The 15,487-nt window shown below is 52.4% G+C and carries 13 protein-coding genes; 8 read left to right on the plus strand and 5 right to left on the minus strand.

What is annotated here, in order from left to right; translation table 11 throughout:
• Positions 1–13 precede the first annotated feature (13 nt).
• Positions 14–871, minus strand: coding sequence for a deoxyribonuclease IV (gene nfo / locus ACQ29O_RS07465; protein WP_000873915.1), 858 nt, complete (start codon positions 869–871; stop codon positions 14–16).
• Between the two features lie 78 nt (positions 872–949).
• The gene (locus tag ACQ29O_RS07470; protein ID WP_020936895.1) at positions 950–1,999 is read right to left on the minus strand and encodes a YeiH family protein; all 1,050 of its coding nucleotides are present in this window, start codon (positions 1,997–1,999) and stop codon (positions 950–952) included.
• A 120-nt stretch (positions 2,000–2,119) separates the two neighbouring features.
• On the opposite strand from ACQ29O_RS07470, the gene yieE reads away from it, so the two are divergent.
• The 3 genes from yieE to cirA all read left to right on the plus strand — a co-directional run bounded on the left by yieE (position 2,120) and on the right by cirA (position 6,973).
• Entirely contained in the window at positions 2,120–2,983 is an 864-nt protein-coding gene (yieE, locus tag ACQ29O_RS07475; RefSeq protein WP_000548316.1) for a DNA-binding transcriptional regulator YeiE, read from the plus strand.
• Between the two features lie 189 nt (positions 2,984–3,172).
• Positions 3,173–4,642, plus strand: a complete 1,470-nt coding sequence (locus ACQ29O_RS07480) for an amino acid permease (protein ID WP_020936896.1) — start codon at positions 3,173–3,175, stop codon at positions 4,640–4,642.
• Between the two features lie 339 nt (positions 4,643–4,981).
• Positions 4,982–6,973, plus strand: a complete 1,992-nt coding sequence (gene cirA / locus ACQ29O_RS07485) for a catecholate siderophore receptor CirA (RefSeq protein ID WP_000488241.1) — start codon at positions 4,982–4,984, stop codon at positions 6,971–6,973.
• A gap of 43 nt (positions 6,974–7,016) precedes the next feature.
• Here the strand turns inward: cirA and ACQ29O_RS07490 are convergent, their stop codons facing one another.
• Both ACQ29O_RS07490 and serB read right to left on the minus strand, forming a co-directional pair.
• Positions 7,017–8,339 (minus strand): MFS transporter, encoded by a 1,323-nt coding sequence (locus ACQ29O_RS07490; protein WP_000023816.1) that lies wholly within the window; start codon positions 8,337–8,339, stop codon positions 7,017–7,019.
• A gap of 32 nt (positions 8,340–8,371) precedes the next feature.
• A complete protein-coding gene (gene serB, locus ACQ29O_RS07495; RefSeq protein ID WP_000022918.1) occupies positions 8,372–9,259 on the minus strand; it encodes a phosphoserine phosphatase SerB in 888 nt (295 codons plus the stop codon).
• Between the two features lie 216 nt (positions 9,260–9,475).
• Here serB and ACQ29O_RS07500 point away from each other — a divergent pair, with 216 nt between their 5' ends.
• On the plus strand, positions 9,476–10,843 hold the full coding sequence (locus ACQ29O_RS07500; RefSeq protein WP_020936897.1) for an L-serine ammonia-lyase: 1,368 nt from the start codon (positions 9,476–9,478) through the stop codon (positions 10,841–10,843).
• Positions 10,844–10,847: 4 nt separating this feature from the next.
• On the plus strand, positions 10,848–11,237 hold the full coding sequence (locus ACQ29O_RS07505; protein WP_000876817.1) for a helix-turn-helix domain-containing protein: 390 nt from the start codon (positions 10,848–10,850) through the stop codon (positions 11,235–11,237).
• Here ACQ29O_RS07505 and fghA read toward each other — a convergent pair.
• Complete coding sequence (fghA, locus tag ACQ29O_RS07510; protein ID WP_000425484.1) at positions 11,226–12,083, minus strand: S-formylglutathione hydrolase; 858 nt, start codon at positions 12,081–12,083, stop codon at positions 11,226–11,228. The two genes, ACQ29O_RS07505 and fghA, sit on opposite strands and share 12 nt — an antisense overlap.
• Positions 12,084–12,412: 329 nt before the next feature.
• On the opposite strand from fghA, the gene folE reads away from it, so the two are divergent.
• From folE to galS, 3 genes are all read left to right on the plus strand, one after another.
• A complete protein-coding gene (folE, locus tag ACQ29O_RS07515; protein ID WP_001139611.1) occupies positions 12,413–13,081 on the plus strand; it encodes a GTP cyclohydrolase I FolE in 669 nt (222 codons plus the stop codon).
• A gap of 14 nt (positions 13,082–13,095) precedes the next feature.
• Positions 13,096–14,238, plus strand: coding sequence for a DUF418 domain-containing protein YeiB (yeiB, locus tag ACQ29O_RS07520; RefSeq protein WP_001674878.1), 1,143 nt, complete (start codon positions 13,096–13,098; stop codon positions 14,236–14,238).
• A 149-nt stretch (positions 14,239–14,387) separates the two neighbouring features.
• Positions 14,388–15,410 carry an HTH-type transcriptional regulator GalS gene (galS, locus tag ACQ29O_RS07525; RefSeq protein WP_000628631.1) on the plus strand — a complete coding sequence of 341 codons (1,023 nt, stop codon included), beginning with the start codon at positions 14,388–14,390 and terminating at the stop codon, positions 15,408–15,410.
• Positions 15,411–15,487: the final 77 nt, after the last annotated feature.

Raw genomic sequence — 15,487 nt, forward strand, 5'->3', positions numbered from 1 at the left:
AGAACATTGAGCGTCAGGCCATCGCTTCGGCAATTTGCTGGGCTTTTAACCACGCAATCTCTTCCGCCCAGATATCAGGATTGATGGTCTCCAGTATCAGCGGAATACCGTCAAAACGCCCATCCTGCATAATCCAACGAAACGCATCGTGGCCGATATTGCCTTCACCCAGACTGTGATGGCGGTCAACGCGGCTACCGAAGGCGCTTTTGGCGTCGTTCAGGTGCATTCCGCGCAAATACTGAAATCCGACAATTTTCCCGAATTCGGAGAATGTTTTTTCGCACGCCTCTGGCGTACGCAGATCGTATCCGGCGGCAAAGGCATGGCAGGTATCGATACAGACGCCAACGCGCGACTTATCTTCCACGCCGTCGATGATGGCGGCTAACTGTTCAAACTCAAACCCCAGATTACTGCCCTGACCGGCTGTATTTTCGATAACCGCCGTAACGCCCTCGGTCTGCGCGAGGGCAATATTGATGGATTCCGCGATCCGCGCCAGGCAATCCTCCTGTGCAATCTGCATCAGATGGCTACCGGGATGAAAATTAAGCAAGGTTAAGCCGAGTTGTTCACAGCGCTGCATTTCATCGAGAAAGGCATCGCGTGATTTTTCCAGCGCTTCACTGACCGGATGGCCCAGATTAATCAGGTAACTATCGTGGGGAAGAATTTGCGCCGCCGAGAAATGATACTTTTCACAGGCGATTTTAAAGTCATCAATGACCTGGGGAGTAAGGGGGGCGGCACGCCACTGACGCTGGTTTTTTGTGAAAAGCGCAAAGGCCGTTGCGCCAATTTCAGCCGCGCGGGCAGGGGCGTTAGCCAGACCGCCAGCAGCGCTGACGTGCGCTCCGATGTATTTCATAAAAGACTCCTGTTAAACCCGCTAACGGTTCATTACGAACGCTATGATAATGGGTTAACAGGCGTGAAACGTAATAATTTATGCGATAAGGCTATGGATTAGGACGTTAATGGCGCCACCGCCAATAATCAGCCAGGCGAATAGTGCCAGCGCCATCAGCAGCGGTTTCGCCCCCGCTTTTTTCAATGCGCTAACGTGAGTGGTCAGACCCAACGCCGCCATCGCCATCGCCAGCAGCACTGTGTCCAGCGTCACCAGCATATCCACCACGGCTTTCGGCAGCAGGTGGAAAGAGTTGAAGATCGCCACTACGGTGAAGAAAATAGCAAACCACGGAATGGTAATTTTGCTTTTTTCCGCGCCGGTCGCCGGTGAAAGCTGTTTAACGCGTGCCGCCAGAATGATCAGGAACGGCGCCAGCATCATGACACGCAGCATCTTAGCGATAACTGCCGCATTTTCCGCATCCGGGCTAACGGCATGACCCGCTGCGACCACTTGCGCGACTTCATGCATGGTTGAGCCGATATAGATGCCGTAAGTTTCCGGGCTGAACCAGTGCGCCAGCAGCGGATACATTGCCGGGTAAAGGAAAATAGCGATGGTGCCGAAAATAACGACAGTCGCGACGGCTACAGTAACCTTACTGGCTTCCGCTTTTACCACCGGTTCTGTCGCCAGTACCGCCGCCGCGCCGCAGATACTGCTACCGGCGCCAATCAGCCAGCTGGTATGCCTGTCCAGACCAAAGACTTTTTGGCCTAAGAAGCAGGCCAGCATGAACGTGCTGGAAAGCGTTAATACGTCAATCACAATACCGCTAATACCCACGTCGGCGATTTGTGAAAAGGTAAGGCGGAAGCCGTAAAGGATAATCCCTAAACGCAGCAGATGTTGTTTTGCAAACAGCACGCCGCCGTCGCATTGTTTCCATATTTGTGGATAGACGGTATTCCCGATAACCATACCCAGCAGGATAGCCAGGGTCAGGGCGCTGAACCCCGCGCCTGCAACGGCAGGGATAGCGCCGCCCCACAGGGCGACTCCTGTAATGACGGCGCTCAGAGCGAGCCCCGGTATAAAATGCCACATTGTACGACGATGATTCTGCAAGGTGAGTTCTGTCATAACCTTCTCCTGTATATGGACAATAAGGTTACGGTGATCTGGTTTAAAAATAAAATTGATTATATATTTATAATTAATCTTTATAAGTGGTAAGTGAAACGCTATCGGTGGGATACGACTATGCATATTACGCTACGACAACTTGAAGTGTTTGCTGAAGTACTGAAAAGCGGTTCAACAACCCAGGCGTCGGTCATGCTGTCATTATCGCAGTCCGCCGTTAGCGCCGCGCTCACCGATCTGGAAGGTCAGCTCGGCGTACAGTTGTTTGATCGGGTGGGGAAACGGCTGGTGGTCAACGAACATGGGCGCTTGTTATACCCGCGCGCGCTGGCATTGCTGGAGCAAGCGGTAGAAATTGAGCAGCTATTTCGTGAAGATAACGGCGCGATACGGGTTTATGCCAGTAGCACCATCGGCAATTACATTTTACCCGCCATGATTGCCCGCTATCGCCAGCATTATCCGGCCTTGCCGCTGGAACTCAGCGTGGGAAACAGCCAGGACGTGATTAACGCGGTGTTGGATTTTCGGGTTGATATCGGCCTGATTGAAGGGCCGTGTCACAGTACAGAGATTATCTCTGAGCCGTGGCTGGAAGATGAGCTGGTGGTCTTTGCCGCGCCGTCCTCGCCGCTGACGCAGGGGCCGGTGACGCTGGAACAGCTTGCGGCATCCCCATGGATTTTACGCGAGCGCGGTTCCGGTACGCGGGAAATTGTCGATTATTTGCTGTTGTCGCATTTGCCGCGCTTTCATATGGCGATGGAGTTGGGGAATTCAGAAGCGATCAAACATGCGGTGCGTCATGGACTGGGGATAAGCTGTTTATCGCGCCGGGTGATTGCTGAACAACTCCAGGCGGGAACCCTGGGCGAAGTCGCGGTGCCGTTACCGCGCCTGGTGCGCACGTTGTGGCGTGTTCATCATCGGCAGAAACATCTTTCTAACGCGTTGCAGCGTTTTTTGAGTTACTGTGAATAAAGGTGAAGAGGAGGGCTGCCCGGGCGGCATCGCCATTTTTAGTATCCGCTTACGTATACGTTATTCTCTGCTTTACTTATAATCCGTGGCCGGTCATGAAGGTCTCTTATAACCGCGCATTTGTGTTGGAAGGATAGTATTTCGTCTGTTACAATCGCGCCTCATTTTTTGGATGGATAGCATTTTCACATGGGTTCCAAAACTAAAACCACAGAAGCGCCCGTGCTACGTCGCGAATTAAAGGCGCGTCACCTGACGATGATTGCCATTGGCGGCTCCATCGGGACAGGTCTTTTCGTTGCATCTGGTGCGACAATTTCTCAGGCGGGGCCAGGCAGCGCGCTGTTTTCTTATATTCTGATTGGTTTGATGGTCTACTTCCTGATGACCAGTCTTGGCGAGCTGGCGGCCTATATGCCAGTATCTGGCTCGTTTGCGACATATGGTCAGAACTATGTGGAAGAAGGCTTTGGTTTCGCGCTGGGCTGGAACTACTGGTACAACTGGGCGGTGACTATCGCTGTTGACCTGGTTGCCGCGCAATTGGTGATGGGCTGGTGGTTCCCGGACACGCCGGGCTGGATCTGGAGCGCGCTATTCCTCTGCGTCATTTTCTTGCTGAACTACATTTCTGTACGCGGTTTTGGCGAGGCGGAGTACTGGTTCTCGTTAATTAAAGTCGCGACCGTTATTATCTTCATCATCGTTGGCGTAGCGATGATTATCGGTATCTTTAAAGGTGTCGAGCCGGTCGGCTGGAGCAACTGGACGACGGGCGATGCGCCTTTCGCTGGCGGTTTTGCGGCAATGATTGGCGTCGCGATGATCGTGGGCTTCTCTTTCCAGGGAACTGAGCTGATTGGTATTGCCGCCGGGGAATCTGAAAACCCGGAGAAGAATATTCCACGCGCGGTGCGTCAGGTGTTCTGGCGTATTCTGCTGTTTTATGTTTTCGCGATTTTGATTATCAGCCTGATCATTCCTTATACCGATCCAAACCTGCTGCGTAACGACGTCAAAGACATTAGCGTCAGTCCGTTTACCTTAGTGTTCCAGCATGCGGGCTTGTTGTCTGCGGCGGCGATAATGAATGCGGTTATCCTGACGGCGGTACTGTCTGCGGGTAACTCCGGGATGTATGCCTCGACCCGTATGCTCTACACCCTGGCCTGTGACGGTAAGGCCCCGCGTATTTTTGCGAAATTGTCCCGCGGCGGCGTACCGCGCAATGCGCTTTATGCCACCACCGTGATTGCCGGTCTTTGCTTTTTGACCTCAATGTTTGGCAACCAGACGGTCTATCTGTGGCTGTTGAACACCTCCGGTATGACGGGCTTCATCGCCTGGCTGGGGATTGCCATTAGCCATTATCGCTTCCGTCTCGGTTACGTGTTACAAGGGTATGATGTGAATGATTTGCCGTACCGTTCCGGGCTCTTCCCGCTGGGGCCGATTTTCGCCTTTGTACTGTGCCTGATTATTACGTTGGGGCAGAACTATGAAGCGTTCCTGAAAGATACCATCGACTGGGGCGGCGTCGCGGCGACCTATATCGGTATTCCGCTGTTCCTGCTTATCTGGTTCGGCTACAAGCTGATAAAAGGTACGCATTTCGTGCGCTATAGCGAAATGCACTTCCCGGAACGCGTTAAAAAGTAACGCGGTATTTTCGTCGTAGGCCGGATAGGCTTTTATGCCGCTATCCGGCACTGACTGCCTGAATCTGACTCTTCTAACCCTCTCATTCGAGAGGGTTTTTTGTTTTTTCTTCATGATTGGTTCAAATGACATAATTATTAACAATTAAATTGATAATTATTATCGTTTGCTTTATCGTTACTATCAGAAAGGATGAAGATTCGGGCGCGACCGTCACTCATGAGCCCGACTCGCCTGCATAAAAAGAGTTCGCCGTGATAACCGTTATCGCAGGCGAAACGTAATGCGTTGTGAGCGATAACCGATTTTTTTGTCGTATTTACCTCATGGAGAAATGGAATGTTTAGGTTTAACCCTTTCGTTCGGGTAGGGCTTTGTATGTCCGCAGTTACGTTGGCCTGGCCGGTTGCCGCGGCAACGGATGATGGTGAAACCATGGTCGTTACCGCGTCCGCCATCGAACAAAATCTGAAAGATGCGCCAGCAAGTATCAGCGTCATTACCCAGCAAGATTTACAGCGCAGGCCCGTGCAAAACCTGAAAGATGTCCTGAAAGAGGTGCCGGGCGTACAGCTCACTAACGAAGGGGATAACCGTAAAGGCGTGAGTATTCGTGGTCTGGACAGCAGTTATACGCTGATCCTGATCGACGGTAAGCGCGTTAACTCCCGTAACGCGGTCTTCCGCCATAATGATTTTGATCTGAACTGGATACCGGTTGACGCTATCGAACGCATTGAAGTGGTGCGTGGCCCCATGTCCTCGCTGTATGGTTCCGATGCGCTGGACGGCGTGGTCAACATTATCACCAAAAAAATTGGTCAGAAATGGCACGGCAGCGTCACGGTTGACTCCACTATTCAGGAACATCGCGACCGTGGCGATACTTATAACGGTCAGTTCTTTACCAGCGGTCCGCTGATCGACGGCGTGCTGGGAATGAAAGCCTACGGTAGCCTGGCGAAACGCGAAAAAGACGAGCAGCAGAGTTCCGCCACCACCGCTACGGGTGAAACGCCGCGCATTGAAGGATTTACCAGCCGGGATGGAAACGTCGAGTTTGCCTGGACACCAAACGAAAATCATGACGTTACCGCAGGCTACGGTTTTGATCGCCAGGACCGGGACTCCGACTCGCTGGATAAAAACCGTCTGGAACGGCAAAACTATGCGTTGAGCCATAACGGACGTTGGGATCTCGGCAATAGTGAGCTCAAATTCTACGGCGAAAAAGTGGAAAACAAAAACCCCGGCAACAGTAGCCCTATCACGTCAGAAAGCAATTCGATTGACGGGAAATACGTTCTGCCGTTAGCGGCTGTCAACCAGTTCCTTACCTTCGGCGGCGAATGGCGTCACGATAAACTGAGCGATGCGGTCAACCTGACCGGCGGTTCCAGTACTAAAACCTCCGCCAGCCAGTATGCTCTGTTCCTTGAAGATGAGTGGCGCATCTTCGAACCGCTGGCGCTGACCACCGGTATTCGTATGGATGACCATGAAACCTATGGCGATCACTGGAGCCCGCGTGCTTATCTGGTCTATAACGCAACGGATACCCTGACGGTGAAAGGTGGGTGGGCCACGGCCTTTAAAGCGCCGTCGCTATTGCAATTAAGTCCGGACTGGGCGACCAACTCCTGCCGTGGCGGATGCCGCATTGTCGGTAGCCCGGATCTGAAACCTGAAACCAGTGAAAGCTGGGAGCTCGGCCTTTATTACCGGGGCGAAGAAGGCATACTGGAGGGCGTGGAAGCGAGCGTTACCACGTTCCGTAACGATGTGGACAATCGCATCAGCATTAGTCGTACCCCTGACGTTAACGCCGCGCCCGGCTATTCCAACTTTGTCGGTTTCGAAACCAACAGTCGGGGACAGCGCGTTCCGGTCTTCCGTTATTACAACGTGAATAAAGCGCGTATTCAGGGCGTGGAAACCGAGTTGAAAGTTCCGTTTAACGAGGCGTGGAAACTGTCGTTGAATTACACCTATAACGACGGACGCGACGTCAGTAATGGCGGGAACAAGCTGCTTTCCGATCTGCCGTTCCACACCGCGAACGGTACGCTGGACTGGAAACCGGCGCAGCTCGAAGACTGGTCATTCTACGTATCAGGGAAGTATACCGGGCGTAAGCGGGCCGACAGCGCAACAGCGAAAACGCCGGGCGGGTATGTGGTCTGGGATACCGGCGCGGCATGGCAGGCGACGAAAAACGTTAAACTGCGTGCGGGCGTTCTGAACGTGGGCGATAAAGATCTCAAACGCGACGACTACGGTTATACCGAAGACGGACGTCGTTACTTTATGGCGGTGGATTACCGTTTCTGACAGAGACTGGCGACAGCCGCGTTTTGCCGCTGTCGCCAGAATGTTATAACCGATGCAGCCTGGAGAGCAGCTCCAGCGACAGAGTCGTTAGCAGAATGGCGATCACCGCATAGATATAAACGCCCGACCACGCCCAGCTATTTTTCACCATAATTACCGGCACACCGGCCATTGCCGCGCCGACATAGCTGAACAATCCTCGAAAGCCGGTAATCGATCCCGCCGCATCCTTATGGGTCACATCCAGACAGCCGACGGCAAAAAGCATATGCGGTCCGTATAAGGCGAAGCCCATGATGGTGAACAGAATCGCGGTGAGGGTGTAAGAGGTATCCTGAACCAGCGGCACCAGCACGATGCATATGCACAGCGCTAACGCGAAGATTAATCCGGTCATCCAGCGGTTACTTTTGAACATAAAGTCAGACAAGTAGCCTGCCAGCAACCCACCTGCCAGTCCGCCCGCCTCAAACCAGGAAATAATCGAGTTCGCTTTTATCAGGCTCCAGCCGTGAACCTGCGAATAGTAAATCTGCGGCCAGTCGTTAAGGATGGTGCGCGCAATATAAACTGACATATCGCCGATAATAATGATCCATACCAGTGGATTGGTCAGGATATATTTTACAAAAATCTGCCAGAAGCTCAGGTTGACCGGGCTGGCCTTGACTTGGGCCAGTTCTGTCGGGTCGTTACGCCACTGCCCCACGTTGGGCAAACCTAACGTACCGGGACGATCTTTAATGGTAAATAGCGCCACTATCCCCATCAGCAGCGAAATGGCGCCGGGAACATAAAACCCCATTTTCCAGCTACCGCTAAAGGCGATAGCAAAGCTGGTCAGCAGCGGCGCGAGGCTGCCGCCGATATTGTGCGCCGCTTCAACGATAGCCCACCAGCGTCCCCGTTCGTTTTTCGAAAACCACGAGGCCATAATTTTCGCCATCGGCGGAAAGCTGGTGCCCTGTAAGATCGCGTTGAGGCTGTACAGTACGTAGAATGCCGCCACACTATCGGAAAAGCCGAACAGAATATTTACAATCCCCACGCCAATCAGCACCGGGCCGGTCATGGCTTTCGGGTTAATTTTATCGACCAGCATCCCGCCGACAAACTTCATCGCGCCATAAAGAATGTAAAAAATAGAAGACATAATGGCGAAGTCTTCTGCGGTCAGCGACGTTTCCGTCAGCATGGCCGGCATCGCGGCGGAGAAGTTTTTACGGGTAAGATAAAAGACGGCATAAGAGATAAAGACCGAGGCGATAATCTCAAAACGAAATTTTTTATAGGTCTGGTCTATCTCTTTTTTCTCTTTTACAATCGGCTTATTGGGCTGGCTGAAAATAAATGTTTTTATACTCATTTTAAAATTCCCTTCCGGCGAGGTGAGTCGCGTTATAATTCATCTTCAATAAGAAAAAGAAGCAATTCGAAACCGTGATAATTAATCTGATGGTGGATTTTTTCCCGTACAACCGGCTTCGCTTTCCAGGCAATACCGGTGCCAGCATGTTCTAACATCGGCAGATCGTTGGCGCCATCACCGCAGGCAATAATATTCTCCGTGGCAATATTTAACCGGGCAGCCAGGTCAACCAGAGTCTGTTTTTTGTTTGCGGCATTCATAATCGGCAAGGTAATGTTATCCGTCAGAACGTTATCGCGTATTTCAACCGTATTCGAAAAGGCATAATCCAGTTGATACCGCGCTTTTAGACGCTGGGTGAATATATCCAGTCCCCCGGAGATAATCGCGGTTTTAAATCCTTTGGCCTTGATGACTGGCAGAATAGTTAACAGGCCTGGCGAAAGGGTCATGCGATCGCATACGGCGTTCAGCACTGCTTTCGGTGTGCCTTTCAACATTCCGATACGTCGGGTAAAACTGGCGTTAAAATCAAGCTTGCCCTCCATCGCCTGTTGGGTAATGGCGGTGATTTGCGTCGACATGCCAAGCTCGCGGGCAATTTCATCCACGCCTTCTTCCGCAATAAATGCCGAGTCCATATCAAACGCGATAATACCGTTAGCAGGCAGTGGCTGCGGCTTAATAAAAAAATCAAACTGCCATTGCAATGAGAGTTCGCGTAAATAGCGATAAAATTCAGGCGTCAGACATTCCGCTGGCAGCGTAAGCTTTAAATAAGCGGTATTGATAAGCACGGCATAACGTTTATCAAATAATAGCGGAAACGGCATGGTGACGGCATTAAATAACGTTTCCTGTAATTTTTTCTGAAACGTATCGATATCCTGTGTAGTAATAAAATAAATAATGCTCATATGATAACTCCCTTAATTTACGGGTATTATAATGGCTCTTTTGCGGCGTGGAATCTCGTGCTATCACAGATATCACAGCCAGAAAAGGGCTAAAAAAGCGTTGTTTTTGATACCAGGTAAAGTTCAGACACAAAAGGTATCACTTTTGATATGCCAACTGTGCGAGGATGTTATTTATTACTGAACGCGAATGACACTGAAAGGATTGATATAACGATGGAGAGTTGCCTTGATATATTCAAAATAGTAATAGGTCCATCCAGCTCACGTACCGTAGGGCCGATGCGCGCCGCCTGTCACTTTATTTCATTGCTCAGAGAACAAGAGACGTTGCCGCTAATTCGGGAAATTGAAATCGAGCTGTATGGCGCGTTATCGTTAAGCCGCAAGTGCCACAATGTGGATACCGCCCTTTATCTTGGGCTGCTGGGTTGCCAGCCGGAGAATGTCGATCTCCGTTCGCATATGGCGGTGATTAAGCGTGCGGAAAATGAAAACAAAATCGAACTCCCGCTCTCCGACGCGGGCGGAATCACGATAAAAGTCAAGATTATCGCCAATCACCAGGCGCATCCAGGCCATCCTTATGCCATGACGTTTCGCGCCAGAGATGATTATTTCACGGTGTATGAAGAGACCTGGTTTTCGACCGGCGCCGGACAGGTTCGCAAACATGGCGAGCCGCTGACGCCATCGCTTCCTTTGCGTACAGTGTCGCCCTTTGAATTTAGTCATGCCGCGCAGTTGCTGGCGCTGTGCCGACGTAATGGCCTGTCCGTGGCGGCGCTGATGATGAAAAATGAGCTGTGCCGCCACTCGCCACAGACGTTGCAGAATTATCTGGCGCAAATATGGGACGTGATGCAGCAGGCGGTTTATCGCGGCCTGCATACTGAGGGGGTATTACCCGGTCCCTATCAGGTACCGCGGCGCGCCTGTGCGTTACATAAGACGTTACAGGCTAACCGCTCCGCCAGCGATTTTTTAACCGCGCTGAACTGGGTCAATGCCTTCGCGATTGCGGTAAGCGAAGAAAATGCCAGCGGCGGACAGATTGTTACCGCGCCAACTAATGGCGCGTGCGGCATCATTCCGGCAGCGCTCTGCTGGTATGATAAATTTGTCACGCCGCTGGAGCCCGGTGCTCTGACCCGTTTCTTCCTGACCGCCGCCGCTATCGAGATATTGTTTAAACAAAACGCCTCTATTCTGGGATCTGAAGTTGGCTGTCAGGGGGAAATCGGCGTGGCGTGCTCAATGGCGGCGGCGGGCCTGGCTGAACTGATGGGCGCATCCGTGGAGCAAACGCTGAGCGCCGCTGAAATTGCCATGGAACATCATCTGGGATTGACCTGCGATCCGCTGGGCGGGCAGGTACAAATTCCCTGCATAGAGAGAAATGCCATCTCTGCCGTGAAAGCGATAAACGCGGCGACGATGGCGATGAGTCGCGTAAGCGAACCCTGTATTTCGCTCGATGAGATCATTGCTGCGATGTACGAGACCGGTAAAGACATGAGCGCTAAATACCGTGAAACGTATCATGGTTCGCTGGGGAAAATTCAGCCGCGCAAGAGAGGGTAACAGCGTGAAATACAATACGATGAATAACGACGAGATTATCCTGTCGTTGTGCGCCCGCTTAAAGGAGACGCGTCTGTCTCTTTCGATGACCCAGCAGCAGCTTGCCGATCGCGCGCACGTTGGCATCGCCACCATCAAGCGTATCGAGAAGGGGGGAGGGCTCAATCTTGATACGCTAATTTCTCTCCTGCGGGCGCTGGATAAGTTGCATAATCTTGATGCGGTGCTGTTTGAATCCGAGCTGCGTAATTTTCACGAAAGTTATGAAGGCGGAGAGGGCAGCGGCCGCCTTCAGGTACGCCAGCAGGCCGCGGATTTAAATAATAAATCTTCCGCGCCGCAGTCGGAGGAGGTGAACTACAGCGCGGCGCTGGAAAATTCATTATGTTGGTGACGTCTCACGCTCGTCCCGTAAATACCTGGCATGAAAGCGCAGATGGTCCTCGATGAAGGACGCAATAAAATAATAGCTATGATCGTAACCAGGCTGGATTCGTAGCGTCATCGGCCAGGCGGTTTGCCGCGCGGCTTCCGCCAGTACGGCGGGCTGAAGCTGATCGGCGAGGAATTGATCGCTGTCGCCCTGATCGATGAGCACAGGAATGGCGTCCTGCGGCTCGCTGGCCAGCATTAATTCGCAGCTATCCCACTCAGTCCAGGCTGATTCATCTTCGCCGAGATAAGCGGTAAGCGCTTTGATTCCCCACGGCACGCGGCTGGGGTTGACGATAGGCGCAAAAGCAGAGACGCTGGTGTATTTGCCCGGATTTTTCAGCGCCATGATTAATGCGCCGTGGCCGCCCATCGAGTGCCCGCTGATGGCGCAACGGTCGCTGACGTTAAACTGTGTCTGGATAAGCGCCGGAAGCTCATCGCGCAGGTAATCGTACATGCGATAATGGCTGGCCCAGGGCGGCTGTGTGGCATTGAGATAAAACCCGGCGCCGTGGCCTAAATCGTATCCGCTATCGTCGGCGACCTGTTCACCGCGTGGACTGGTATCCGGCATCACCAATACAATGCCCAGTTCTGCTGCGATACGCTGCGCGCCTGCTTTGGTGGTAAAGTTCTCATCATTGCAGGTCAACCCGGACAACCAGTACAGTACCGGAGGCGGTTCATTATCCTGAGTCGGCGGAAGAAAAATGCTGAATGTCATGGCGCAGTTTAGCGTGGCGGCATGATGACGCCAGCGCTGCTGCCAGCCGCCAAAACATCGGTGCTCTTCGAGCATTTCCATGCGGGGGCTCCTTTTATAGTGAACCTGATAAGGTATGCAGATTCTTCATAATACAGATTATTCAACGCGTTGTGAGTAACTTTCACTTCCGTAATACATAAACATGCTTCATCATTTAAATAACGTTGCGTTAACAAATATGCCCTTTGTCCTGCCATCATTTTCGCACCGGAACAGATGTCATGAAAGGCAGCGACAATTTCAACAATTATGGGCGTGAATACTGGATTATGTGCGCTACCTCACGCACAATAATCACACTGTCACAATATTGACAAACTTTGCCCCATGCAGGGCAGAGGCGCCACACCTGCAGGAGAACACGATTAATGCCATCACTCAGTAAAGAAGCGGCCCTGGTTCATGACGCGCTGGTTGCCCGGGGGCTGGAAACGCCGCTGCGCCCGCCTATGGATGAACTGGATAATGAAACGCGAAAAAGCCTTATCGCAGGGCATATGACTGAGATTATGCAGTTGCTGAATCTCGATTTGAGCGATGACAGTCTGATGGAAACGCCGCATCGTATCGCTAAGATGTACGTTGACGAGATTTTCGCCGGCCTCGACTATGCCAATTTCCCGAAAATTACCCTCATTGAAAATAAAATGAAGGTGGATGAAATGGTCACCGTCCGCGATATCACGCTGACCAGCACCTGTGAACATCACTTCGTGACCATTGATGGCAAAGCGACCGTAGCGTATATCCCCAAAGATTCCGTGATCGGCCTGTCGAAAATTAACCGCATCGTGCAATTCTTCGCCCAGCGTCCACAGGTTCAGGAACGTTTGACCCAACAAATTCTGACGGCGCTGCAAACCTTGCTCGGCACCAATAATGTAGCGGTATCGATTGATGCGGTGCATTACTGCGTGAAAGCGCGCGGTATTCGTGACGCAACCAGCGCCACGACGACGACGTCGCTGGGTGGATTGTTTAAGTCCAGCCAGAATACGCGCCAGGAGTTTCTGCGTGCCGTTCGCCATCATCCATGATTAAGGCGGAGACGATGGAGCGTAATGTCACGCTGGATTTTGTACGTGGCGTCGCTATCCTCGGTATCCTGCTTCTTAACATTAGCGCCTTTGGATTGCCGAAGGCGGCTTATCTCAATCCCGCCTGGTACGGCGCGATCGTTCCCGAAGACGCCTGGTCCTGGGCGATTCTCGGTATTGTGGCGCAGGCTAAGTTTCTTACGCTGTTCGCGTTGTTGTTTGGCGCGGGGCTACAAATGCTGCTTCCGCGTGGTAAACAGTGGATTCAGTCGCGCTTAACGCTATTGGTACTGTTAGGTTTTATCCATGCGTTATTCTTTTGGGACGGCGACATTCTGCTGGCCTACGGTCTGGTCGGGTTAATTTGCTGGCGACTGATACGCGATGCGCCTTCGGTAAAAAGCCTGTTCAATACCGGCATACTCCTTTATCTGGTAGGGATTGGCGTGCTACTGCTGCTGGGCGTGGTATCGAGTAGCGAAACCAGCCGCGCCTGGACGCCGGATGCGTCGGCAATATTGTATGAAAAATACTGGAAGCTGAACGGCGGCATGGAGGCTATCAGCAACCGGGCAGAGATGCTGTCGAATAGTTTACTGGCGCTCGGCGCGCAGTATGGCTGGCAACTGGCGGGTATGATGCTGCTGGGCGCCGCGCTAATGCGTAGCGGCTGGCTGAAAGGTCAGTACAGTCTGCGGCACTATCGCCGTACCGGGGCTCTGCTGGTGGCGTTAGGGCTACTGATCAACCTGCCTGCGGTCATTTTACAATGGCGGCTGGACTGGGCGTACCGCTGGTGCGCCTTTTTATTGCAGGCGCCGCGTGAACTGAGCGCGCCGTTGCAAACGCTGGGCTATGCCGCGCTGATGTTTGGCTTCTGGCCGCAGCTTAGCCGATGCAGACTGACGCTTGCCATTGCCTGCGTAGGGCGAATGGCGCTGACCAATTATCTGCTGCAGACGATCATCTGTACCACGCTGTTTTATCAGTTTGGCTTATTTATGAAATTCAATCGACTGGAACTCTTGTTCTTTGTCGTTCCGGTATGGGCAATAAACCTTCTCTTTTCCGTCATCTGGCTACGTTTCTGGCGACAGGGACCGGTCGAGTGGTTATGGCGTCAACTCACGTTGCGCGCGTCAGGATCGCTCAGATAACGATCTGGATCACATTCATTAACAAAATGGCTGTAACCGTTTCCATCCCTGTGATGTTTCTCACGCAGCCCTGGGCAGGGTGCTGACAAAATAGCCGCCTGCTAACGGGGCATTTGTGAGCATTTTTGAACTCAAACAGGGCAGTGAATATGATCACCATTCGTGATGTAGCGCGCCAGGCTGGCGTGTCTGTAGCGACCGTTTCCCGCGTACTGAATAACAGCGCGTTGGTCAGTCCCGACACCCGTGACGCCGTTATGCAGGCCGTCACCCTGCTGGGATATCGGCCAAATGCGAATGCGCAAGCGCTGGCCACCCAGGTGAGCGATACCATCGGCGTCGTGGTCATGGATGTTTCCGATGCCTTTTTCGGCGCTCTGGTGAAAGCCGTAGATCTGGTCGCGCAGCAGCACCAGAAATATGTTCTCATTGGCAACAGTTATCATGAGGCGGAAAAAGAGCGCCATGCGATTGAAGTCTTGATCCGTCAGCGTTGTAACGCATTGATTGTTCACTCAAAAGCCTTAACCGATCGCGAGCTGAGCGACTTTATGGATCAGATCCCCGGTATGGTGCTGATTAACCGTATCGTGCCGGGTTATGCGCATCGTTGTGTTTGTCTCGACAATGTGAGCGGCGCCAGAATGGCGACCCGAATGTTGCTGAATAATGGACATCAACGCATCGGCTACCTGGCCTCCAGCCACCGTATTGAAGATGACGCGATGCGCAGAGAAGGGTGGTTACACGCGCTGCAAGAGCAGGGGATTGCTGCGTCGGAGAGCTGGATAGGCACCGGCACTCCGGACATGCAGGGCGGCGAGTCGGCAATGGTTGAGTTGCTGGGACGCAATCTGCAACTGACGGCGGTATTTGCCTATAACGATAACATGGCGGCGGGTGCGCTGACGGCGTTAAAAGATAACGGCATCGCCATTCCCTTGCATCTGTCTGTCATCGGTTTCGACGATATCCCTATTGCTCGTTATACCGATCCTCAGTTGACTACCGTGCGCTATCCTATTGCTTCTATGGCGAAAATCGCGACCGAGCTGGCGTTACAGGGGGCTGCAGGCACGCTGGATATCACGGCGACGCACTGCTTCATGCCGACCCTGGTACGGCGCCATTCGGTGGCATGGCGACAGAATGCGGTACTGATCACTAACTGATTACGCACCGCATGTAACCGTTTTCAATCTGTGAGTAAATTCACAGTTTATTAACATTGTGATAGCTATGATGACAA

It is taken from the genome of Salmonella sp. GDC200615 (genome assembly GCF_050574145.1).
Lineage (GTDB): Bacteria > Pseudomonadota > Gammaproteobacteria > Enterobacterales > Enterobacteriaceae > Salmonella > Salmonella enterica.

Excerpts from the sequence above, each read along its gene's own strand:
- folE (WP_001139611.1), top strand. The coding sequence starts at position 12,413 with ATGCCATCACTCAGTAAAGAAGCGGCCCTGGTTCATGACGCGCTGGTT.
- serB (WP_000022918.1), bottom strand. The coding sequence starts at position 9,259 with ATGAGCATTATTTATTTTATTACTACACAGGATATCGATACGTTTCAG.
- yieE (WP_000548316.1), top strand. The coding sequence starts at position 2,120 with ATGCATATTACGCTACGACAACTTGAAGTGTTTGCTGAAGTACTGAAA.
- yeiB (WP_001674878.1), top strand. The coding sequence starts at position 13,096 with ATGGAGCGTAATGTCACGCTGGATTTTGTACGTGGCGTCGCTATCCTC.
- nfo (WP_000873915.1), bottom strand. The coding sequence starts at position 871 with ATGAAATACATCGGAGCGCACGTCAGCGCTGCTGGCGGTCTGGCTAAC.
- galS (WP_000628631.1), top strand. The coding sequence starts at position 14,388 with ATGATCACCATTCGTGATGTAGCGCGCCAGGCTGGCGTGTCTGTAGCG.
- ACQ29O_RS07500 (WP_020936897.1), top strand. The coding sequence starts at position 9,476 with ATGGAGAGTTGCCTTGATATATTCAAAATAGTAATAGGTCCATCCAGC.
- ACQ29O_RS07490 (WP_000023816.1), bottom strand. The coding sequence starts at position 8,339 with ATGAGTATAAAAACATTTATTTTCAGCCAGCCCAATAAGCCGATTGTA.
- ACQ29O_RS07480 (WP_020936896.1), top strand. The coding sequence starts at position 3,173 with ATGGGTTCCAAAACTAAAACCACAGAAGCGCCCGTGCTACGTCGCGAA.
- fghA (WP_000425484.1), bottom strand. The coding sequence starts at position 12,083 with ATGGAAATGCTCGAAGAGCACCGATGTTTTGGCGGCTGGCAGCAGCGC.
- cirA (WP_000488241.1), top strand. The coding sequence starts at position 4,982 with ATGTTTAGGTTTAACCCTTTCGTTCGGGTAGGGCTTTGTATGTCCGCA.
- ACQ29O_RS07470 (WP_020936895.1), bottom strand. The coding sequence starts at position 1,999 with ATGACAGAACTCACCTTGCAGAATCATCGTCGTACAATGTGGCATTTT.